The organism is Brachyspira intermedia PWS/A (assembly GCF_000223215.1).
Taxonomy (GTDB): Bacteria; Spirochaetota; Brachyspiria; order Brachyspirales; family Brachyspiraceae; genus Brachyspira; species Brachyspira intermedia.
In genome coordinates this window covers 450,650-473,421 of the sequence record NC_017243.1, presented here as the reverse complement: position 1 = coordinate 473,421, position 22,772 = coordinate 450,650, and the positions used below count along the sequence as shown (strand labels likewise).

General features: G+C 26.9%; 18 protein-coding genes and 1 pseudogene. 5 read left to right on the top strand and 14 right to left on the bottom strand.

Translation table 11 applies throughout. The features are described from left to right. Window positions 1-129 precede the first annotated feature (129 nt). Window positions 130-1,599 carry a tetratricopeptide repeat protein gene (locus BINT_RS02135; RefSeq protein ID WP_234944344.1) on the top strand — a complete coding sequence of 490 codons (1,470 nt, stop codon included), beginning with the start codon at window positions 130-132 and terminating at the stop codon, window positions 1,597-1,599. A 127-nt stretch (window positions 1,600-1,726) separates the two neighbouring features. On the opposite strand, the gene pncB is transcribed toward BINT_RS02135, so the two are convergent. From pncB to BINT_RS02110, 5 genes are all read right to left on the bottom strand, one after another. Next, on the bottom strand, window positions 1,727-2,926 hold the full coding sequence (pncB, locus tag BINT_RS02130; protein ID WP_014486916.1) for a nicotinate phosphoribosyltransferase: 1,200 nt from the start codon (window positions 2,924-2,926) through the stop codon (window positions 1,727-1,729). A 9-nt stretch (window positions 2,927-2,935) separates the two neighbouring features. Then, on the bottom strand, window positions 2,936-3,166 hold the full coding sequence (locus BINT_RS02125; protein WP_014486915.1) for an AtpZ/AtpI family protein: 231 nt from the start codon (window positions 3,164-3,166) through the stop codon (window positions 2,936-2,938). Then, complete coding sequence (locus BINT_RS02120) at window positions 3,163-4,065, bottom strand: M23 family metallopeptidase (protein ID WP_014486914.1); 903 nt, start codon at window positions 4,063-4,065, stop codon at window positions 3,163-3,165. Before BINT_RS02120 ends, BINT_RS02125 begins: the two co-directional genes overlap by 4 nt. Before the next feature lie 77 nt (window positions 4,066-4,142). Further along, window positions 4,143-5,087 (bottom strand): N-acetylmuramoyl-L-alanine amidase family protein, encoded by a 945-nt coding sequence (locus BINT_RS02115; RefSeq protein WP_014486913.1) that lies wholly within the window; start codon window positions 5,085-5,087, stop codon window positions 4,143-4,145. Between the two features lie 95 nt (window positions 5,088-5,182). Further along, the gene (locus BINT_RS02110) at window positions 5,183-5,872 is read right to left on the bottom strand and encodes an ankyrin repeat domain-containing protein (protein WP_014486912.1); all 690 of its coding nucleotides are present in this window, start codon (window positions 5,870-5,872) and stop codon (window positions 5,183-5,185) included. 182 nt (window positions 5,873-6,054) lie between these two features. On the opposite strand from BINT_RS02110, the gene BINT_RS02105 reads away from it, so the two are divergent. Then, entirely contained in the window at window positions 6,055-7,659 is a 1,605-nt protein-coding gene (locus BINT_RS02105) for a peptide ABC transporter substrate-binding protein (RefSeq protein WP_041177178.1), read from the top strand. 201 nt (window positions 7,660-7,860) lie between these two features. Here BINT_RS02105 and BINT_RS02100 read toward each other — a convergent pair whose 3' ends face one another. From BINT_RS02100 to BINT_RS02065, 9 genes and pseudogenes are all read right to left on the bottom strand, one after another. Next, complete coding sequence (locus BINT_RS02100; RefSeq protein WP_014486910.1) at window positions 7,861-10,275, bottom strand: hypothetical protein; 2,415 nt, start codon at window positions 10,273-10,275, stop codon at window positions 7,861-7,863. 238 nt (window positions 10,276-10,513) lie between these two features. Beyond that, window positions 10,514-10,672 (bottom strand): hypothetical protein, encoded by a 159-nt coding sequence (locus BINT_RS14775; protein WP_014486909.1) that lies wholly within the window; start codon window positions 10,670-10,672, stop codon window positions 10,514-10,516. Further along, entirely contained in the window at window positions 10,650-10,871 is a 222-nt protein-coding gene (locus BINT_RS02095; protein ID WP_014486908.1) for a hypothetical protein, read from the bottom strand. The genes BINT_RS14775 and BINT_RS02095 overlap by 23 nt, the downstream gene beginning before the upstream one ends. A gap of 74 nt (window positions 10,872-10,945) precedes the next feature. Further along, window positions 10,946-12,988 carry a hypothetical protein gene (locus BINT_RS02090; RefSeq protein WP_014486907.1) on the bottom strand — a complete coding sequence of 681 codons (2,043 nt, stop codon included), beginning with the start codon at window positions 12,986-12,988 and terminating at the stop codon, window positions 10,946-10,948. Next, window positions 12,985-13,218, bottom strand: coding sequence for a hypothetical protein (locus tag BINT_RS14640; protein ID WP_041177177.1), 234 nt, complete (start codon window positions 13,216-13,218; stop codon window positions 12,985-12,987). The genes BINT_RS02090 and BINT_RS14640 overlap by 4 nt, the downstream gene beginning before the upstream one ends. 100 nt (window positions 13,219-13,318) lie before the next feature. After that, a pseudogene (tlyC, locus tag BINT_RS02080) lies at window positions 13,319-14,147 on the bottom strand (hemolysin C). A gap of 19 nt (window positions 14,148-14,166) precedes the next feature. Continuing rightward, window positions 14,167-14,592: an rRNA maturation RNase YbeY gene (gene ybeY / locus BINT_RS02075; RefSeq protein ID WP_014486905.1), complete on the bottom strand. Its 426-nt coding sequence runs from the start codon at window positions 14,590-14,592 to the stop codon at window positions 14,167-14,169. Window positions 14,593-14,605: 13 nt separating this feature from the next. Beyond that, on the bottom strand, window positions 14,606-17,098 hold the full coding sequence (locus BINT_RS02070; protein WP_014486904.1) for an HD family phosphohydrolase: 2,493 nt from the start codon (window positions 17,096-17,098) through the stop codon (window positions 14,606-14,608). 26 nt (window positions 17,099-17,124) lie between these two features. Then, window positions 17,125-18,024: a PhoH family protein gene (locus BINT_RS02065; RefSeq protein WP_014486903.1), complete on the bottom strand. Its 900-nt coding sequence runs from the start codon at window positions 18,022-18,024 to the stop codon at window positions 17,125-17,127. A gap of 474 nt (window positions 18,025-18,498) precedes the next feature. Between BINT_RS02065 and coaBC the strand changes: the two genes are divergently transcribed. From coaBC to BINT_RS02050, 3 genes are read left to right on the top strand one after another with little or no spacing between them, the layout of a single operon-like run. Next, window positions 18,499-19,707: a bifunctional phosphopantothenoylcysteine decarboxylase/phosphopantothenate--cysteine ligase CoaBC gene (coaBC, locus tag BINT_RS02060; protein WP_014486902.1), complete on the top strand. Its 1,209-nt coding sequence runs from the start codon at window positions 18,499-18,501 to the stop codon at window positions 19,705-19,707. A gap of 3 nt (window positions 19,708-19,710) precedes the next feature. Beyond that, a complete protein-coding gene (locus BINT_RS02055; protein ID WP_012670949.1) occupies window positions 19,711-20,418 on the top strand; it encodes an ABC transporter ATP-binding protein in 708 nt (235 codons plus the stop codon). Between the two features lie 7 nt (window positions 20,419-20,425). After that, on the top strand, window positions 20,426-22,747 hold the full coding sequence (locus tag BINT_RS02050; RefSeq protein WP_014486901.1) for an ABC transporter permease: 2,322 nt from the start codon (window positions 20,426-20,428) through the stop codon (window positions 22,745-22,747). The last annotated feature ends 25 nt before the right edge of the window (window positions 22,748-22,772 follow it).

Genomic DNA, 22,772 nt, shown 5'->3' with positions numbered 1-22,772 from the left:
AATAAACATAAAAATATGTTAGAATTACTTTACAAGTGATTATATATATTTTCTTAATTGATGTTAAAATATGTAATCGTCTCTATTAATAGTGTTATATAAATTATCAATTTATAATAGGGGGTTATGATGGAACATTATACTTTAGAAAAAATTGAAGAAATACTCAATGATAATGAGTTCTATAGTGATGATTCCGAAAGTGATGAAAAAGAATTCATATACAACAAAGAATATTCCAATATTATAAATGTATTAAAAGAATATTTAAAAAACGATGATAAAAATATAAAAAAATTATTCCTCTTAGCAAAAGCGTACTATCTAAATTTTGATTCAAAAAGTAGCATAGAAATATTAAAAAAAATAATCGAATTAGACCCACAAAATGACAGAGCATTATATTGGATTGCATGTGTATATTATTCTTGTAATGTTATTAATGATGCTTTAAAAAATATAAAAAATGCAATAGAAATAAATAATAAAGATTCAGAATATTGGTATTTGATTGGAGAGATATACGACAATATAGGAAATTATACTGATGCATCAATAGCATACAAAAAAGCTTATGAGATAAATTATACAGAAGAAGTTAATAATAATAAACAATATTATGCTTTTACTTTAGGAAGAGAATATTTAAAAGCTAATAATTTTGATGAGGCTGTTAAATATATTAAAAAATCTTTGGAAAATTTTAATAATGATAATGAAATTATACATTATTTGGCATTATCTTATGATAAAAATAAACAATATAATGAAGCTATAGATACATATCAAAAACTCTTAAAAATAGATTATCATAGTGAATTAGAAGACTTTTCTTCTTCTGCGATAGATTCTCTTGCAAAAATATACATAAAAATTGGAAAGAATGAAGAAGCTATAAATATATATAAAAAATACATAGAAATTAATCCTTCCTTATGGAGCATAATAACAAAATTTTATGATAAAGATGCTGGAATAGAACAATACAGAGAAATAATAAATGCATATAATGATGTAATGAAAGAAAATCCTACAAATAATCAATATTATTATTATTTATCTGAATTATATAAAGATATTAAAGAGTATAATAAGGCAATAGAACTATACAACTATGCTATAGAAATTAATCCTAATGATTATAATTATTATATTTCAATGGCGGCATTATATGAAGACATTAAAGAATATAATAAAGCTGTAGAGATATTAAAAAAAGTTATAGAAAAAGATTCAAATAATATTGAAGCGTATATTGAATTAGGAGATTTATATGAGAAATTAAATAAAATAGATGATAGAAATGAAATATATAAAAAAGCTATAGAAATATATAAAAATGATAATGATGCTTATACTTTTGAAAATATTGGAAATCTATACGAAAAACTAGGAAACATAGAAGAAAGAAATAGAGCGTACAAAAAAGCTATAGAAATATATAATGAAACATCAGATATATATCATTTGGAAAAGCAAGCTGACTTATATATAAAACTTAATGATAAAAATAATGCCATTAATTCTTATAAAAAATTATTGGAAATAGACCCTTATAATAATAAAGCTTTAGAAAAAATAGAAGAATTAAAACAATAATTATTTATTATCACTAATAAAAATGATTAATCAACTCTAACGCATGCAGAATAATTTTTATAATATATTGTTTACTAAAAAACGTAATTTAAATAAATATGATGCTATGATCACTGTGCGTTAATAATTATTCTTTTGCAACTATTTTTAAATAATTTAAAAATGCCTCATCTTCACATATAGTTTTACCTTTATCATCAGATAATTTAGCTACAGGCTTACCATTAACACTTTGAAGTTTCATCACTATATTTAAAGGTTTTGCTACAGGCTCAAAATCATTAGTAATATAAGTGCCTATACCAAATGCCACATTAGTTTCATCTTTAAATTCTTTATATATATTATATGCCTTATCAAAATTGAGACTATCACTAAAAAGCAATGTCTTAGTTTTAGGATTTACTCTAAGATTCTTATAATGATCTATAACTTTACGTCCCCAAACAAAAGGATCTCCTGAATCATGCCTTATTCCATCATAAAGTTTTGCAAAATATAAATCGAAATCTTTTAAAAATTTATCGGTTCCTAATGTATCGGATAAAGCTATTCCTAAATCACCTCTATATTCATTAACCCAAGACTGAAGCATAAACTTCTGACTCTCTGCAAGCCTTACTTTATCCAATGCCTGTCCTACTTGATAATATTCATGAGCATTGGTACCAACAGCAAGCAAATCATAAGTTTTAGCAAAATATACATTGCTCGTTCCTACTAAACATACAGGAGGAAGTTTTTCTTTTAATATAGAAACAACTTTCCTCTGCCAATCAAAAGAAAATCTCCTTCTAGTTCCAAACTCTGAAAATCTAAATCCATTATCCGAATTATGTATAGGAAGTAATTTTTCATCTATTTTTTTTATTAGATTAATTTCAGCCTGTTCATAGGCTTTTTTACCATTATCATCTCTACAAACAGTATAAGCATAATAAATCTCACTAATCATAGCAAGAATAGGTATTTCCCAAAGAATAGTTTGATACCAAGGTCCTTCTATTTCTACTGTTAATTTATTATCATCAAATAATGCCCTTATATGTTCTCCTAAAGGTCTATATAATTTAAGGAATTCTATATAATCTTTTTTTATGAATCTTAAAGAAGCTAAATATTCTAATTCATCTTTTCTAAAAGTTAAATCGCAAAAATATTTTATCTGTTTTAAAAGCTCCTTATGCATATCTTCAGTCCATTCTAAAATATTCCTGCTTCTAAAAACATAACGAACCCAAACATCAGAAAACTGTCTTAAAGCACATTGCTGCATAGTAAATTTATATAAATCAGTATCTAATAAACTATTTATAATAGGTTTCATTTTATATCCTTACTGTTTTTTATTTATTTTATCAAAAGTTTTAGATATTTTATAAAGCCTGTAAATTCCCGAGACAAAACCTACAAATATACCTATTATTGTAAATAAAGGCTTACTATTAAAATGTTTATCAGCATAATGTCCTACGAAAGTCAAACCTAATACCATACTTCCAAACTCAACACCAAGTGCTGCATATTTTATTCCATTTTGTAATTTTTTATTTTCAGTTATATTCATTCATATTCCACTGTTGTAAATATTAATGGATTAACATATTTAGTAGCTATTCTCAATTCATAGTCAAAAATACCAGTTTTAGCATTACCCAATATCTCGCCCTTCTTTACATCCATTTTTTCAGATACCAAAGAAGTAGCAAGTCCGCTGTATTTAGTAATAATACCAAATCTATGATAAATAGTAATAGTAAATCCTGTATCCTTATCATAAGATACATCATTAACAGTACCTGATGCTGTAGCTCTAATCAAAGTTCCTGCAATAGTTTCAAAACCTATTCCTTTTGATATAATAGAGCCTTCCTGATATGGTCTGGATATAACTGCATATCTTGAATCTATAGGAAGTATTGAAGGTATAGGTTCTAAAGCATTATTTTTTGAAGTTATATTAGCTTTCAATTCATCTAAATACATCTTCAATTTCTCTAATTCTTCTGCTCTTGAATTTACAAGTAAAATATTGTCTACATAATTTGTTGAAAGGTTTATACTATTGGTATCAACTTTCATAAGAGAAGCAATATTCGACATATCATTTCTGTAATAATCATTAGTAACCACAGAACTAAATATGTTTTCAAGAGAGTTTATCTCTGATAATTTATCCTTATAACTTCCGCTTAATACTTCAGTTTTACTTGCCAAAACAGTATTCTTTGTAAGGAAAGAAAAAGTTGTAAGAAGTGATAAAGAAATTATTAATACTATTATTATTATAGAATATACTGGAAGCGATAAGGTTTTAGTTTTCTTTTTAGAATGCGGTATAAACATAAAGTAAATTCTATGGGTAAGAAATTTACCTATTTTACCAAAAAATAAATGCAAAAAATTTTCTTTTTTATTTAAATATTTACTATTATTATTTTTCTTTTTTTTAGGTTTTATATACATAATTCTACTACTGCCTATTTTAGAGTCATTTTAACAAAATATTGATTTTTAATCAATAATAATAACAGTTAAATAGTTTATTTTGTAGTATATACATCAACTAAAGCCAAATACATTTGATTAGCCAATTCTTTTACAGCCCTATTACTTTCAAACTTCCATTCATGTATAAAACCAGATTCTATAAGTACAGAAGGAACATCTTTTTTTATTTCTTCTTTATTATAAGCATTTTCAAAAGCGTCGCCTATAACTATTAATCCTCTTAATGATATAGCATTATTGATAAGCTCTTCTTTATCATAGAATTTCCAAACATTATTAGGAAGAACTCTGTCATGTCCTATTATAGGAGAAATTTTATATTTTTCCTGCATTCTTTCTGATAATTTATAAGCAACCTGCATAGAAGCTGGAAATTCTTTATTGTATGGACTAACTATAACATGAAAACCTGAAGTTTTATTTCTTCTACTTATATAAGGCATATAATCAAAATGTATGCTTAAAAGTAAATCAAAATTATTATCTATAGCATAGTGCCTAATAGCATATAATTCTAAAGTCTGATATCTAGTTAAATTTCCAGTTCTCTCCTCGCCTTTTACTTTAGTATTATATATACCTAAAAGCTCCTCATAGTTATTAGTCATATATTCTTTTATAGGTCTGCTGTAATATGCACCTTCTCTGCTTAAAAAATACTCGAATCTATTATCCTCTGAAAGTATCTTTGCTAATTCTCTTGCCACTCTCAAATTCATATAATATTCATAGCCCAAATAACCTAAAGCACCTTTAGTAGCGGCATTATGTCCCGGGTCTATTAGTATTCTTACTTTTCTATTTTCTATTATATCATTAAATTTCTTACTAGGATTTTCAATATTATTAGATTCATTCTCTCTTACTATAGTTTCAGAAACTTTTGTATTTGCTGTAACTATAAGAGATGAAAAAGATACTATTATCAAAACAATAATAACTGTAGAAAATATAATAAAACGGTTTTTGTTATTCATAGTAGTATTATCGTAAATAATTTTATTAAATTAATGAGGGTATAAATAAAAATAGGGCTTTTATTAAGCCCTATTTTTGTATTTAAGTATTATTATTATTGACAAGAAGCCTTTCCAGTACGTACGTTAATTCCGCCTGCATCGGATATCATCTTGATAATATTTTGATTTCTTGATTCACATGCATAAGTATAAGCAGATTTGTTTAATTGTTTGCTTACTATATTTACATCAACTTTTTTATCTAATAAGAATTTTACAGCCTCTTCCCTTCCGTTTCCAGCAGCAACCATAAGCATAGTTTCTCCATCTCTTTTATCCTGCTCATTAAGATCTAATTTGCCATTGTATAAAGGATATAAATACTCTATAACATCTATATTGCCTCCAAGTATGGCAGACTTAAAAGCACTTGTAACGTCAGCGGTATCTCCTGCATAAAGATTAGCACCTTTAGATACTAAATACTGAACAACATCCAAATATCCTATAAAAGCAGCCCAGCCTAAAGCAGTTTGTTTTAAACTATATGTATCCTGAACTTCTATGTCTTGTCCTGCTTCTACCATTTTCTTTATTTCATCAAGATTTCCTTCTTTAACAGCATCAAACCATTTGGCATTTGGACCTTGAGAAGCTCTAGTATAGAATATTCTGTGAGAAAGTCTTCTAGGATTTGCAAGATTTGTTAATTGCTCTGGAGTGAGTCTTTTAAATCTTGAAGTTTGAGAATAAAGAGGAATAGATAAAATTAAAATAAATAAAATACTAATTAACTTTTTCATATAATTAATCTCTCCGATTTAATTTTTTGCTTTAAAAAACAAAAAATTACTATATTTAGTAAAATAATTTTTACCAATTTTTAATGAAAAGTAAATTAGTATTTATTATTAGTAAAAAATAATTGCATTATATAAATTATTATAGTATTATGATAACTAATAATATATTTAAGGAAAATGCTATGTTTAGAAAAATACTACTTATCTCAATAACGTTTATTATGATATTTGCAATATCATGCTCATCATCTAAAAACAGAAACCCTAAAGAATTATTCATTAATGCAGGAGAAGAACCAAAAACAATAGACCCTACTCTATCTGGAAATGACTTCGTATATCCAAGACATGTATTTGAAACTTTAATAACAAAAGATAAAGAAGGTAATTTACAGGCTGGGGCTTGTGAAAGCTGGAATATTTCTGATGATGGGCTTGTATATACTTTTAATTTAAGAACAAATGCAAAATGGTCAGATGGTAAAAATGTAGTTGCTAATGATTTTGTATATGCTTTACAAAGAGCAGCAAATCCTTTAAGCGGTGCTGAATATACTTCTTTTGTAGAATATATTAAAAATGCAGTTAAAATACTATCAAGCGAACTTCCAGTGGAACAGCTCGGAGTAAAAGCTATAGATGATTATACTTTAGAAATAACTTTAGAAGCTCCTACAGGTTATTTTTTGGATATATTAACTTATCCTATATTTGCCCCTGTGAGAAAAGATATAATAGAACAGTACGGCGATCAATGGTCATTAAGTCCTGAAAGCTATATAGGTAATGGGGCATTTGTTATGACTGAAAGAAACCCTGATGAAAAAATAGTTGTTGTAAAAAATACTAACTATTGGAATAAAGATAATATAGTACCTGAAAAAATCACTTTCGTTATGATGAAAGATGCTACTTTAGCATTGGCAGGAATCAAAGACGGTTCATTAGACTTTTCTGTTTATATTATAGAACAGGATTTAGAAAAATTAAAATCTGAAGGCATAGTTAATATTGCTCCGTATTTTTCTACTGTAGCATTTGGTATTAATGCCACTAATGAAGTATTAAAAGATACAAGAATAAGAAAGGCTTTATCTTTAGCTATAGACAGAAATTATATAGTAGAAAATGTTGTTCCTACATCTAAATCTCCTACAAGTGCTTGGGTGCCTGTAGGTGCTTATGATGTAAAAGGAGATTTCAGAGAAAATGGCGGAGAATATATAGACTTATCAAAAGAGGCTTATTCTAATAATGTTGAAATGGCTAAACAATTAATGGCTGAAGCTGGATATACTAATGGCGATGGCTTCCCTGTACTTGAGTATAAAACTACTGCAGATTTAGTATATATACAAGTAGCAGAGGCAATTCAGCAGATGTGGAAAGAAAACTTAGGAGTTGATTTACAGATATCTTCTATGGAATGGGCAGCTTATCAGCAAATGAGAAGCGAAAAAAATTATCAGCTTATAAGAACCTTATGGATTGGTGATTACAGTGATCCTATGACTTTCTTAGAAAATTATTTAAGCTACAGAAGTCAAAATACTGCAGGATATAGCAATAAACAATTTGATAATTATATAGAAGCTGCAAGAAATACTGCTAATCAAGAAATAAGAATGAAAGCTATGCATGAAGCTGAAAAAATATTGATAGCAGAAGATAATTTGTTAATACCTATATACAACCCTTCAAATCCTACTTTAGTAAGTAAAAGATTAAAAGATTATGTATTAACACCATTGCAAGAATATCAGTTCCATTATGCTTATTTAGAATAATAAATATAAAAATTATGAGTACCTGTCATTTATGATAATGGCAGGTATTTTTTATACACAATTTTTATTAGCAATAATAAAAATCAGTTCAATTATGCTCATTTAGAATAATAAATAAAAGTGAGTATAAAACTTTTATAGCATAATAAAAAGGCCATCCACTTAAAAGCAGACAGCCTTATTTATTATTAATGATTAAAATTAGTCAAGCCAAGTTTGATTTGGAGTATATAATTCTATATTTATACCTTCTGAAGGATTGAATCCGCTTAAACTATCTTGATCAAATATATAACCATCTATATTTGACACTCTAATATTAGCAGCTGCTGTTTTACCATCACCTTTTTTCTTAGCAAAACCTAATGAAGCAGAATTAAAACTAAGACCTACTTTTCTAAGTTCATCTCCCATAGTAACAGCATTTATGTTCTGATTAATATAAGATATGCTTCCAGCTCCTGTTGCATCTTCAAAGACCTTAAAGCTATTAGGAAGCTCAAAAGTTCCGCCGGCTATATTTAAAACTGCATCGCTATTTATATTAATATCTACTGGAGTAGTTGAACTCACGAATGTTTTACCGCCAGATAATCCTTGTACCAATACTTTTATAATAGCATCTTTAGTTACAAGCATATATCCTTTCTGTAATCTAATATATAAGTCTATACTCTCTGAAATAACTGTACCATTATTATTATATTCTACAGATAAAATAACCTTATAAACTTGAGATGTATCTTTTGGTATATCAATATCTTGTAATATATATGCTATCTCAGAATCAATCAATTTAAGAGAAGGAGAAGTAAGATTGTCTTCAAAAATCTTTAAATTCTTGTTAAGTATATTCCAATTATCTGTTATATCATCAGCTTTATTTAATTTTGATATAGTTATAGAACTGATAGATGCTCCATTTGGAAGTTTTATTTTATATTGAATTTCATTAGGAGTTGTTTTTCCATCTCCAAAATCAACATTTAAAGGAGAAATTGAATCAGCACCTTCACCATCTATAGATATATTTGCAAGCCATTTAGATTTTGGTTTTACTGTTATTTTAAATTTATAAGAAGTATCCTGAGATAAATATCCTTTTAATTCATCTGATACTGGATATCCTTGAGCAAAATTAACATAAACCATTATAACTCCGCTTTTATCTGATGTAGGATATTCAGTCCATTTTAAATAATCTATACTGCTTGCTGTTATATTTCCTTTAGGAAGTGCATTTAATGCTTCTTTAATACTATTTAACGCTGTATCTGCTTTTACATCCGCTGATGCGGTAAGAGTTAAAGAAGCTAAAGCTACAGATTTATCAAATCCGTTTACATTGATATTATTAAGCCAATTATTAAAATCTTCTAATGTTATATAACTATTACCTTTTTGTATATTAAGAATTAATTTTAAATTTGCTTTATCTTTATAACCGGCTGATTTGGCAGTTAAAGTTATTTCAAATGATGCACTAGATTGTAAAGCATTATGTATCTCTGAAACCTTTTTACCGGCTAAAACTATAAGCCCCAATTTATTTTCTTCTCTATAAGATACTGTAATATCAGTTTTGTTAATTTGTATTGAACTATCTTTAGGAGTTATTGAAGTAATTTCAAAAGAAAGATTGTCTGCATCTGTTGTTAGTGTAAAATTAGCACTTTTATCATTACCTGTATTGTCAGATGTTATATTAGCTTCGCTTGTAATATTTACATTTAATTCTCTTTCAGTAAAGCCTGCATTTCCTGTGAATTTTACTGTCAATTTTAAATTTCCAACTAATATTTTATTAGCTGAAACTTCTTCTAAATGAAATATAAAACTATTTTCTGCACTTTCATCAATAGATATTGAAGTTATTTTCAAAACACCAGTTACCGATTTTGATATTTCTTTTTCTATAATTTCTTTAAAATTAATTAAATCAATAGTATCTGTTTTATTATCAATACTTAATTGTGAAACATATTGAGATTGATTTTCAGAAACTGTTAAACCTCCAAAATCAGCAGTTAATATATTTCCGCTATTGGCTGTTATATTTATAGTACCTAATTTATTTAATACTTCTTTTACTTCATCTGCAGTTATTTTTGGAGTTGCTTCCCATTTTGAATTAGCTGCAATTTTTAATATAAATCCTTCTCTAAAATCTGCATCAGTTACAGGATTACCTGTATTTTTATCGTTAAAAGTTATTGTCAATTCTAAAGACTCGCTATTAGCTTTACTAATATCTCCGTTTCCGTCTGAAGCTTTAGAGTTTTTGGAATCAATATTAACATCGTATTTAAAATCAGAAAAAACTTCTTTTATTTTTATATCTAAATATTTTTTCAAACCTTCTAAAGTACCAGCTTTACTATTAAATGTAGGCTGTAGAGTTAATTTATTTTGTGATTGACTAATAGAAGCAAAATTCCATTCCTGACTGCCTGCCTTTACTATGCCTATGGTTTTTAATTTTTCTACAAATTCATTTGGTGTTGGTTCAGGTGTTATTGAGCCGCCTCCTGATGGATTAGTAGGACTTTTACTGCAGCTTATAACAAATAATATTGATAACACTGCAATAATGATAGCATAAAGAAATTTTTTCATTATATACTCCAGAGTTTTTATTTTTTATCATATTAAGCTTTATTCCTTAATAAATAAGGACTTATATTAATTATAATAATTTTATGAATAATTACATACAATAATTTTTAAATAAAATTATTTTTTAAACAAAAAGTATAAAACCAAGTAAACAATATTCTATGTAGTAATATTAAAAATATAAAAACGGCTGCCCGCCAATAAGCAGACAGCCTCATTATGAAAAATATGATTGAGATTAATCAAGCCAAGTTTGCGAAGTAGTTAATTCTATAGTAATATTAGCTGAAGGATCAAACTGTCCATATGTTGTATCAGTAAATTCATATCCTTGTTCTCCTGATAATCCGTTAATAACTGCAGTAGCGGTAGTGTCATATCCTGATTTTTTTAGCAAAAGTTAATGATGCCATTGAACAGTTAATACCTATTTTTTGAAGCTCTGCTTTAATTCTATCTATATTTACATTATTGTTTAAATAATTGACACTTCCTTGTCCTGTTGTATTAATATCAGTTAGAACGACACTATTATTATTATTATCATAGGCATAATCTGGATTCATATTCATAGTTACATTATCATTAATATTCATACTGACAGATGATAGTCCATCATATTGTTTTCCTGATAATCCCTGTACTAATGCTTTTGATATAGCGTAATAGGTTAAACTGAATGATTTTTTACTAATTCAACATACAAATATATTTTTTCAGTTCTTTCCATATAATGCTCGCCATAAGATATAGTAATTTCAACTTTATATTTTTGAGTATCATTTAGCTGTATATCTGAATTATCTACTATAGGCTGTTTTACATTTTGAGGTATTATATTTAGTTCAGGATTAATTTTTGTATCAATGGATGATTGATTGTCAAATATAAGATGCTGAGCTGTACCAGTATATCCTAATTTCCAATCATCATTTATTCCTTCAATAGCCTCTAAATAAGAATACAATATATTGTCTATTTTCATGTTTTCAGGAAGTTTTATTGTATATGCAATAGGATCTGTGGCAGTAACGCCGTCTCCTACATTTACTCTAATAGGATTTGAAGCACTTGAACCTGCTCCTGTTATAGATATATCAGGTATCCAGCTTGATTGAGGCTTAACTGTTATTGCAAATTCAGTAGAACCGTACTGATCTGTAATAAGTTGTTTTAATTCATCACCGAATACATAATTATCTGACTGTGAAACTCTTACCTTTATAATACCGTCTTTATTTTCTGTAGGATAAGATTGAGTTCTATCCCATTCTAAAGAATTTATACTATAATCATCAATTACAATTTTATCTTTAGAAAGTTTTTTCAAAGCCTCTCTGATACTATTTAAAGCTGTATCGGGAGTAGTACCTGACGATGCTGTTAGAGTAATAGCTGCAGAACCTACTTGTTTAGTAAATCCGCTTACTTCAATAGTATTAAGCCAAGCATTAAAATCTTCTACTGTTACAGAAGGCAAATCATCTCCTTTTTTAATTTTAAGAGTCATTTTTACATCTGTTTTATCATTGTATCCTGTAGCACTAGCTGTGAAAGTTATTTCAAATTCAGCAGTTTCTCCAGATTTTAGAGTTTTATGGGCATTTAATATATCATTACCTTGTAAAGTTATAGATGCTACTCCATCTTCTTTTCTATAAGAAGCATAAAGATTATTAATTGTTATTCCTGTTGAAGTTTTTTCAACTATTGATGTAGATTGAAAAGATATATTTTCAGCATCTGTAGATACATTAAACTCAGACTCTTTATATTGTCCGCTGTTGTCTGTAACTATTTCTGGAGTGCTTGTAATAGTTACATTCAAATCTCTTTTAGCAAAACTTAAATTTCCATTAAATTTTACTTTAAGAACAACATTTCCATTTATTACTTTATTAGCAGATACTTCATTAAAACTAATATAGAAACTATTTTCACTGCTAATAGATACATAAGATATTTCTAAATACTCTGTTTTTGATTTTGATATTTGTCCATTTATAACATCTATAAAGTTAAGCAAATCAATAGTATCAGTTTTTCCATTAGCATCTATAGTTAAATCAGCAGTATAGCTATTATATTGATCTTTAGTTACATTTAAACCTGCAAAATCCATAGCAAAAGTATTTCCGCCTTTACCATTTACATTTATAGTGCCTAATTGATTGATAGATTTTTTATAATCTTCTGCTGTTACCTCAGGTGTAATAGCCCAATTTGCATTAGCTTCTATTTTTAATATAAATCCGTCTTTGAAATCTGCATCTGTTATAGGGTTGTCAGTTTTTTTATCGTAAAAAGTTATTTTTGCTTCTAAAGGATTACTATTTGCTTTAGAATTAGGTTGAGATCCGTCTGAAGCAGTACTGTCAGAAGTGTTAAACTCTATTCTATATTTAAAAGTCTCTTCAATTTCATCCATTTTTCTGCTTAGATATCTATCAAGTCCTTTTAAATATCCAGATTTAGCATTATTCATAGGTTTTATAGTTAAAACATTTCCTGATTGACTAATAGTTCTAAAGTCCCATTCCTGCTCACCTGCTTTTACCATACCTATAGATTTTAATTTATCTACAAATTCATTTGGTGTAGGATTTGCTCCTCCACCTCCGCCATTTGATGGATTTGTAGGGCTGTTTCCGCAGCTTACAGCAAATAAAGTTATTAATGTTGCTATAAAAATTTTGTTAATAAACTTTTTCATAGTTTTACTCCTAAATATATTTTTATAAAAGTCAAAAGGTATGACTTTGTTATCATAACTATTTTTTTGAATAAAAGATAATTTAATAGAAATAAAGAAGAAAATGATGATATTATATTATTCTTGATTCTTGATTCTTGATTCTTGATTCTTGATTCTTGATTCTTGATTCTTGATTCTTGATTCTTGATTCTTGATTCTTGATTCTTGATTCTTGATTCTTGATTCATATATTTTCCATTAAAACAATTTATTAATGATTATACATATTTATTTATATATGTCAATATTTATCAATATGAAATATTTGATATAATATGATTTTATTAATCAAATTCTATATTTATAATGAAAATTAATCTTTTTTATTTTCTGTGTCTTCTTTTTTAGTTTTTCTATTCTTATTTTAGTAACAATATTTCCGCTTTTACCAACAACAGTAAATGAATAACCATTATATTCTATATCCTCATTTCTTTTAGGAAGTCTTCCCAAATATGAAAATAAAAATCCTCCAACAGTATCTGCTTCATCATCTGGTATAGGAGGAAGTATATCGTATTTATTAAAATCATCTATTCTAGTTCTTGCATCAACCAAATATGTTCCGTCATCATTGCTCTTTACTTCTTCATCTTCTTCATCGTATTCATCTCTTATGTCGCCTATAATCTGTTCAAGTACATCTTCCATAGAAACAATACCAGAAAATCCGCCGTACTCATCAACAACCATAGCTATATGAATTTGCTTCTCTCTGAAATTTTTTAATAATTCCATTAATGAAATTGATATTGGAACAAATAAAGGTTTATGAAGAATCTTTTTAAGAGAGAAATTCTTTTCTTCAGCATCAATCAAATCTTTAACATACAAAACACCCACTATATCATCTATACCATCTTTATATACTGGAATTCTAGAATTTCTATCTCTATTAAAAGCTTTTATAACTTTATCATAAGAAGATTCTATAGGTATCATCACAACATCAACCCTAGGAACCATTATTTCTCTTACACTTTTTGATTTTAATTCTATAGTATTTATTATAATTTCTCTTTCAGCTTCTGTTAATGTAGATAAATTTACATAATTATTTTTTTCCGTATCACTATCTTTTTTTCACTATTTTAGCTATTAATTTTTTTAATGGCATTTTTATATATATCCTTAAATTATGATTTATTTTCTTTTATAGTTTTTATTACTTTTTTATATAATTCTCTCATTTTATTATGATTTTCCATTAATGACTTTCTAGTATAATTATGATGTATTCCTTTTAAATGAAGTATTGAATGAATAATCAATTTTAATATAGTCTTTCTTATCTTTTCTTCACTATATCTAGTTACTACCCATTCATAAGAAATAACTATATCCCCGCCTTCATTAATATCGCCCATAGGAAATGTAAGCACATCGGTGGCTTTATCTTTGTTTCTAAACTCTTTATTAAGATTTTTTATATATTCATCATCACAAAAAAGTAAATTAACCTCTCCGTCAATATCAGCAGTTTTTGCAGAGTAATATAAAAAATATTTATAATACTTTATATTTATATCATAATTAGTTTCATTAAAAACATTTACTTTCATAATTATTATTTTTTTATAGATTCTTTACTCTCTTTTTTTCTTTTACTTCTTTATTTTCTTTAGTATCTTTGCTGTATTTTAATTCTTTTGCATCCTTTTCACCCTTATGCTTCAAAGGTATTTTCTTAGCTATTTTTTCTTTTATATTTTCTTTAATCTTTTCTACTTTTTTAGATTTTTTCTCTTCTTTAATATCTTTTACATCTTTAGCTATTTGTTTTTTAGAATCTTTTTCTTCTTTCTTATCTTTTGAGTCTTCTTTCTTTTCCTCTTTTTTATTTGTTTCCTCTTCATTATTATTATCATTATTCAATTCAGGATATTTAATTCTTTCATGCAATGATGCTATTATTTGCTGGAATGACAGTTTTTTAATTATCTCTATATCTTTCAAAGTAAGTCCGCTGTCATTTAACTCACCATTAGACATTTTATCATCTACAATATGTTCTATAAGCATTTCCAAATCTTCTCTTCTAGGAGAATCTAAAGATCTGCTTGCTGCCTCTATAGAATCTAATATCATTAATATAGCAGTAATTTTTGACTGAGGTCTAGGACCTGGATATGTAAATAAATTAATATCAACATCCGGATTCTCTTTTAAAGCTTCAACATAAAAATACTTTATTAAGCTAGTTCCATGATGTTCTTTAATTGCTGCAATAACCTCTTTAGGAAGTCTGTATTTTTTAGCTATTTCAACCCCCAAACGAACATGTGCTTTTACTATCGAAGCGGAAAGAGTAGGCTTTAATTTATTATGTCTGTTTTCTGTTTTATTGGTATTTTCTATGTAATAGAGAGGATTCTCCATTTTACCTATATCATGATAATATGCTGATACGCAGGCAAGCCTTGCATCTTCACCTATCTCTTCAGCTATAGTTTCCACTAAATTAGCCATACTTATAGAATGGTGATAAGTACCTGGAGCATTCATCTGAAGCTTTCTAAGAAGAGGATTATTCAAATCTGATAATTCCTGAAGTCTGAATATAGTTGCTGTTTCAAGTACATATTCAATAACAGGCAAAAAGATCATAACAAGTATGGACTGAGTAAATCCACTTACAAATGCAAATATAAAAGTTAAATAATTTATTTTTATGTTATCGTTTAATAATATGCTTACTAAACACATCAAACTTAAATATGCTCCTATAAATAAACCAATAAAAATAATAGAATATCTATTATGTATTCTCTTTGATAATATAGATGCAAGTACAGATATAACAAACAATGCAGATATTTCAAATATTCCAGCCTGTGCCACATTTGCAGCAAGTAAAGTTATACATAATGTTATCATAGAAGATATTCCTCTTTTAGCTCCAAGCAAAGAGTTTATTATACTAAACATAGGAATGAATGTATATACATAAAAAGGAATATTAATATCTAATAAACTATAAGAAATATGATTATAAAAAATATAAGTGATTCCAATTATTACAGCATACTCTATAGCAAACAATAAGAAATTTTTGAAAGTTATATAAAAAGGTATCTTATATCTTAATATAATAAATCCAATAAATGAAAAAAGAAGCAGAATAAATAAAGCCTGACCTATGAATATAGATACATTATATCCTCCAAAATTATTTCCGAATAAATTTCTAATTAATTCAGCTTTTTCCTCAGTTACTCTTTCACCTACACTTAAAATAGGAAAGCCTTTTTTTATTACATTATAAACAGGATCTACATTATGTCTTAGAGCATTTATTTTATCTTTAGTTCTTGAAGAATTATATATTAAATTATCCCTTAAAAATGCATTGGCAATGGATGATATTGAATTTATATGATTGATATTGAGATTTCTATATTTAGTACCTATCATTGAAGGAAGTTCCGCTCTTAAATCTTCCAAAAAGAAAACTCTGTTTTTAGGAAGTAATTTTTCTTCAACTATATAATTATCATAGCTATATACGAATATACCATTATCCAATATTAAACTTAATGTATCAGAACTTAAATTTCCTCTTGATATGATGCCTACACCTAATAATTCTTTAACTGTTTCTATTACTTTAGCTTCATAACCTATATTAAGATCATTAACTACAGCATTTGAAAATACAGATTTATTTATAGGCTCATCATAGGTAAGTAAAAATTGATTATACATATCATCAATAGAAATATTATTATCATGAGATATTCTCATAAAAGAAAACATATTGCTTATTTTCGATAAAGCTTCATACTCTATATTTTTGGGCATATCAAATACAGGAGATGTAGCTGCTTCTGTATAATATATAACTTTTTCAGTTTCTTCTTTATTTTCATATTTTACATTCTGCTTTACTATGAAAGGCTCTGTAACTATATCACCTATATTAGGGATATTAACTTTTTGCATATAAGTTGGAAAAACCAAAAATAGAGTAAAAAAGTATAATAATATAGCTATACTTAATTGGAAAAATCTTTCTATATTTGGAGTTTTATTCAAAACAGATTTTACTATTTTTTTATTTGTATTCATAAATTAGTACCTTTTAATTATTTATATTAATAATCAGCATTATCATAAGCCTCTAATATTTTAGAAACTAAATGATGCCTTATAACATCTTTCTTTTCAAAATGATGAAAACTAATACCATTTATATTGCTTAATATTCTCAAAGCATGTTCTAGTCCTGACTGAGCATTTTTAGGTAAATCGCTTTGAGAAATATCTCCTGTAACAACTACTTTAGATTTCTCTCCTATTCTGCTTAAAAACATTTTCATCTGAGATATTGTTGTATTCTGTGCCTCATCAAGTATTATAAAAGACCTGCTTAAAGTTCTTCCGCGCATATAGGCAAGAGGAGCTACTTCTATTTTACCTTCTTCTGTGAATCTTGATATCATATCAGCAGATATAATGCTGTATAAAGCATCATAAACAGGACGCATATAAGGAGATATTTTTTCTTTAAAATCCCCAGGCAAATAACCTAAACTCTCACCAGCCTCTACAACTGGTCTTGTTATAATTATACGCTCTATTTTTCCTTCAGAAAGCAAATTGATGGCATAAGCTACAGAAAGAAAAGTCTTACCTGTACCGGCAGCACCTGTAGAAAATATTATATCGCTTTTTTGCATCTTATATAAATATTCTCCCTGAGATACAGTTTTCATTTCTATATTTCTGCCCAAATAAGGCAATTTTATTTTCATAGATATGAATTTATTTTCTTTATCATTATAGATGTTGTCAGCTATATTAATTACTTTTTGTTCGGTTATTTCCGCAGATGAATTGTATAAATCTTTTAAAGTATATAGAACTTTTATGGTGTCTTCTATTCTTACTAAATCACCTTTTATAGTTAATTCATTTCCTTTCGGATATATGGAAACATTAAATTTATTTTCTAATATTTCAAGATGTTTATCTTCTACTCCGCATACAGACATAAAAGAAGCATTATCTTTGAATTTTACTTTATTATCTAAAAGCTTGTTATTAATTATAATAAGTCCTTTTGAAAAAATTTAAAATCTTTTACTTTAATAATATACTAAAATCATATCTATTGTCAATATCAACTATAAAAAATATGATATTTTTTATAATATTTAATTACAGTATACAAATATATCGAAACGCATTAATTAAAATAATTAATAATAATCATAGTATTCTTTAATTATTATTTCACATATATAAATTAAACACATCATATTATATACATAAAAATATTATTTTATTCATATTATTTTATTTATATAATCACTAAAAAATAAAATAATTCTAAATATGAAGTATATTATTCTTGTAAAGAAAAATAAAAAAATTATAAAAATATATAGACTATTTTTTTATTTATAGTAGTATATAATAGTTTAAGAGTATAGTTTAATAAAGGGTATGAAGTTATATTTTGAATTATGAGAATTTTACTTGCAATAACAAGCTCAATATCTGCATACAAAACACCATTCCTTGTTAGCCATTTAAAAAAACAAGGACATAATGTTATTTGTGCAGTTACAAAAAATGCACAAAACATGGTGGGTGTTAAAGCATTAGAAACTATGAGCGGAAATAAAGTGATAACAGATTTATGGCAGGAAGATGATATCCTTAGACATATTCATATTAATGAAGAAACAGATATACTACTAATCGCACCTGCTGATGTTAATATTATAGGAAAAATAGCAAATGGTATATGTGATGATGCTATAAGTACAATAGCATGTGCATATACAAAAAAGAAATATTTTGCCCCTGCTATGAATCCTCATATGTGGGCTAATAAAGCAAATCAAAAAAATGTTAAATATTTAATAGAAGAATTAAATTATGAACTAATACCGCCTGAAAGTGGAAACATGGCATGCAATGATGAAGGTGTTGGAAGGCTTGCTGATCTTGATACTATAATAAAAATAGTAACTTCAAATAATGAATCATTGAAATATAATAACATCAGATTCACTATTACATCAGGAGCTACAATAGAATGGATAGACCCTATAAGATATATCACTAATAATTCAAGTGGAAAGATGGGAGCTTCTATATATGAAGAAATATCTTCAAATGGCGGAATATCTACATATATAGAGGGTAAAGTTAATGATTCTTTATCTGTAAAAAATAATGATAAAAAAATAAAAATAAATACCACTAAAGAATTGCAGGATAATGTATTAAATGAACTTGATAATACAGATATACTTCTTATGGCGGCTGCCCCTTTAGATTTCAGACCTGCACAAGTTTTTGATAAAAAGGTAAAAAAACATAATATAAATACTATAGAATTAATTGAAAATGATGATATACTTGCATCTTCAAAAAATAAAAAGAAAAATGGAACATTAATAGTATCTTTTGCTGCGGAAACTGCTGAAAATGATGAGGAACTAAAAAATTATGCTGTAGATAAGATGAAAAGAAAAGACGCTGATATGATAGTTGCAAACAAAATACAAGATGCTATAGGAAAAGATACTAATAAAATTACAATATTTTTTAAAGACGGAAGATTTAAAACTTTTCCTCTTTTAAGTAAAAAAGAATGTGCTAAAGAAATAGTTTCTGAAGCTGTTTCAGAATGGAAGAAAAAAAATAATATTACGGGATTTTAAATAATGAGCTACCTTTATGAAATAAAAGAAATTAGTAAGATATATGGTCATGGCGGAGGTGCTACACAGGCATTAAAATCGGTTAACCTTACAATAGAAGAAGGAAAACTTACTGCCATATTAGGACCTAGTGGTTCAGGAAAAAGTACTTTACTTAATATATTAGGTGCTTTGGATAAACCTACAAGCGGACAGGTATTATTTTTGGGTGAGGATATTTCTCATTATAGTAATAAAAGATTAGCTAAATTTAGAAGAGAAAATATAGGATTCGTGTTTCAAAGCTATAACTTACTACCTAACCTAACAGCTATAGAAAATGTTGAATTTTCTACTGAAATAACAGGACTTTCAAGAAGTAATGCAGAAGAAGCTTTAAAATTATTAGGTCTTGAAAACAGAGTGAAACATTATCCTACAGAATTATCCGGAGGAGAACAGCAAAGAGTAAGTATAGCACGTGCTATAGCTAAAAAGCCTAAAGTGGTATTATGCGATGAACCTACTGGAGCATTAGATAATAAAACAGGTGTTATGGCTCTAAAAATACTTAGAGATCTAAACAGAAATTTAGGAACAAGCATCATACTTATTACTCATAGTAAAGAAATAGCTAAAATGGCTGATACTGTTGTAAAAATTTTAAGCGGTGAAGTATTAGATAAATATGATGTGGCAAATCCTTTAAATCCTGAAGATATAGAGTGGTAAAATAATAATGATAAATATAAAAACTAAACTATTATTTAGAAAAATAAATAAGCAGCTTGCTATATTTATGTCTGCTGTATTCATAGTAACATTGGCTGTACTTTTCTTTGTTGCTGTAAAAACAGTATATAGAGATTTTAAACTATCTGCAGAAAATTATTTTGAAGAAAATACATTAGATGATTTAGTATTATTCGGTATGTTTGATACTAATGATATAGAAACTCTTGAAGAAATGAAAGGCATTGATAAAGTTGTTGCCAAGCATAGATTTCAAGGAAAAATAGACAATATTGATGCTATAATTTACGGTACTGATAATTCTGAAGATAGAATAAATAAGCCTTATGTATATGAAGGAAAATCTGAATTAAAAACTAATGAAATAGCAATCAATAAAAATTTTGCAGAGGCTAACTCTTTAAAATTAGGAGATACTGTAGAATTAGTATTTAATGAAAAAACTAATTCATTTGTTATAGCTGCTTTAGTATCTTATCCTAATTATGTATTTTTATTTAAAGATGGGGCAAGTACTGCCTCAGAAGCTAAAGATTTTGCGGTTATAGAAGTTCATGAGGATCATTTTAATTATATACCTTATAATTCAATATATATAAAATATACTGAAGATGCTAATAAACAAAATGTTGAAAATCTAATAAGAATAAAATTAAAACAAAAAATATTCTTATTCACAGACAGAGAACAATCTGTTAATTATGTTAACTATGAGCAAACATTACTTCAAATAGACTCTTTTTCATATATATGTCCTTCTATACTTCTTCTTATGGCAATACTTTTACTCTATATTATACAAAGAAGAAATGTTGCTGTAGAAAGAAAACAAATAGGTATAATGAAAGCTATTGGACTTACAGATTTTTCTATAATGTTTATGTATATAAAATATTCGTTCTTAGTATCATTTTTCGGTATACTTTTAGCTTTTATTGCAAGCAATTTCCTTTTGCCTCCTATATTCAATGCATTAGGAAATATATTTGATATGCCTAATTTTAATCATAATACTTATATAGATTTATGGATAATATCAGCAGTAATTATATTATTCGTATGTATATTCTCTAATCTTTTGGCCGCTATATCAATATTGAAATTAAATCCTGCTCAGTCTATGAGAGGAGAGCCTCCTAAAGGATCAGGTAAAAGTCTTGTAGAGAAATTACCGATTTGGAATAAATTTTCTTTCAATACAAGATATGCTATAAAAAATGCCTCAAGAAGCAAAACAAGATATTTAGCTTCTCTTTGGGGAATGTTCGCTGCTATAAGTATGACTATATTTGCTCAAGGGTTTAATAATTCTTTTGATTATTTCTTATACAACTTATATGAAAAATTTGCTTTATACGATGTTGTGGCAAATATAAATCCTACAAAATGGGAGGATAATTCTGATATATTAACTAATGACGGAATTAAATATTATGATAAAGCAGCTATTTATCAAGCAAGATTATATCCTGCATTTGATGATAATGCCGAAAGTTTATATATACCTGCTTTGATATATAAAGACAGTTTTTCTTCTATGGATATACCTAATAATAATGATAAAGAAGATTCTGTTATGATTCCTAAATATTTAGCTGAAAAATTAAATATTAAAGAAAATGATTATATAGGAATAGAGTTATATACTTTAGGAAACAGTATTTCAAGAAGAGTTAAAGTAAGTACATTTGTTGATCAGCAAGGTATGTTCTATGTTTATATAGATAAAAAATTTGCTGAAGAAACATTTGAGATAAAAGATCTTTATAACAGCATATTTATAACAACTAAAGATGATTTCACTAAAGAGAATATGAAAGATATATTAGATAAAACCAAAGAGGTTTCATATTACAGCTTTAGAAATGATGAGTATGAGGCTTATAAAAATCAGATAGCTACTATATATCTTTTGGTGCAAATACTTATATTCATAGCATTCTTACTAGGAGCTACTTCTCTTTATGGTGTAGGAGTTATAACGCTTGCAACTAGAAGATATGAATTCACGCTTCTAAAAGTTATGGGATATACTACAAAAGAAATTATGATAGCATCATTAAAAGAAACTATTACACAAATAATAGTTGCCATACCATTAGGAATAGCAGCAGGATACGGAATATTATATTTGGTAAAAAAACCTTTCTCAAGCAAATTATTTTCATTTGTTCCGCATGTATATCAGTCAAGCTATATACTTGCTATAGCATTGCTTATAACTGTAATATTACTTGTATCTATAATGAGTGCTTATTATATAAATAGATTGGATATGGTAGAAGGATTAAAAGACAGAGAAGAATAATTAAGTTAATAATAAAAAAATATAC

Bases quoted from the DNA above. Each gene is read 5' to 3' on its own strand.
- BINT_RS02135 (WP_234944344.1), top strand. From the start codon at position 130: ATGGAACATTATACTTTAGAAAAAATTGAAGAAATACTCAATGATAAT.
- pncB (WP_014486916.1), bottom strand. From the start codon at position 2,926: ATGAAACCTATTATAAATAGTTTATTAGATACTGATTTATATAAATTT.
- BINT_RS02125 (WP_014486915.1), bottom strand. From the start codon at position 3,166: ATGAATATAACTGAAAATAAAAAATTACAAAATGGAATAAAATATGCA.
- BINT_RS02120 (WP_014486914.1), bottom strand. From the start codon at position 4,065: ATGTATATAAAACCTAAAAAAAAGAAAAATAATAATAGTAAATATTTA.
- BINT_RS02115 (WP_014486913.1), bottom strand. From the start codon at position 5,087: ATGAATAACAAAAACCGTTTTATTATATTTTCTACAGTTATTATTGTT.
- BINT_RS02110 (WP_014486912.1), bottom strand. From the start codon at position 5,872: ATGAAAAAGTTAATTAGTATTTTATTTATTTTAATTTTATCTATTCCT.
- BINT_RS02105 (WP_041177178.1), top strand. From the start codon at position 6,055: ATGTTTAGAAAAATACTACTTATCTCAATAACGTTTATTATGATATTT.
- BINT_RS02100 (WP_014486910.1), bottom strand. From the start codon at position 10,275: ATGAAAAAATTTCTTTATGCTATCATTATTGCAGTGTTATCAATATTA.
- BINT_RS02095 (WP_014486908.1), bottom strand. From the start codon at position 10,871: ATGAATATTAATGATAATGTAACTATGAATATGAATCCAGATTATGCC.
- BINT_RS02090 (WP_014486907.1), bottom strand. From the start codon at position 12,988: ATGAAAAAGTTTATTAACAAAATTTTTATAGCAACATTAATAACTTTA.
- BINT_RS14640 (WP_041177177.1), bottom strand. From the start codon at position 13,218: ATGAATCAAGAATCAAGAATCAAGAATCAAGAATCAAGAATCAAGAAT.
- ybeY (WP_014486905.1), bottom strand. From the start codon at position 14,592: ATGAAAGTAAATGTTTTTAATGAAACTAATTATGATATAAATATAAAG.
- BINT_RS02070 (WP_014486904.1), bottom strand. From the start codon at position 17,098: ATGAATACAAATAAAAAAATAGTAAAATCTGTTTTGAATAAAACTCCA.
- BINT_RS02065 (WP_014486903.1), bottom strand. From the start codon at position 18,024: ATGTCTGTATGCGGAGTAGAAGATAAACATCTTGAAATATTAGAAAAT.
- coaBC (WP_014486902.1), top strand. From the start codon at position 18,499: ATGAGAATTTTACTTGCAATAACAAGCTCAATATCTGCATACAAAACA.
- BINT_RS02055 (WP_012670949.1), top strand. From the start codon at position 19,711: ATGAGCTACCTTTATGAAATAAAAGAAATTAGTAAGATATATGGTCAT.
- BINT_RS02050 (WP_014486901.1), top strand. From the start codon at position 20,426: ATGATAAATATAAAAACTAAACTATTATTTAGAAAAATAAATAAGCAG.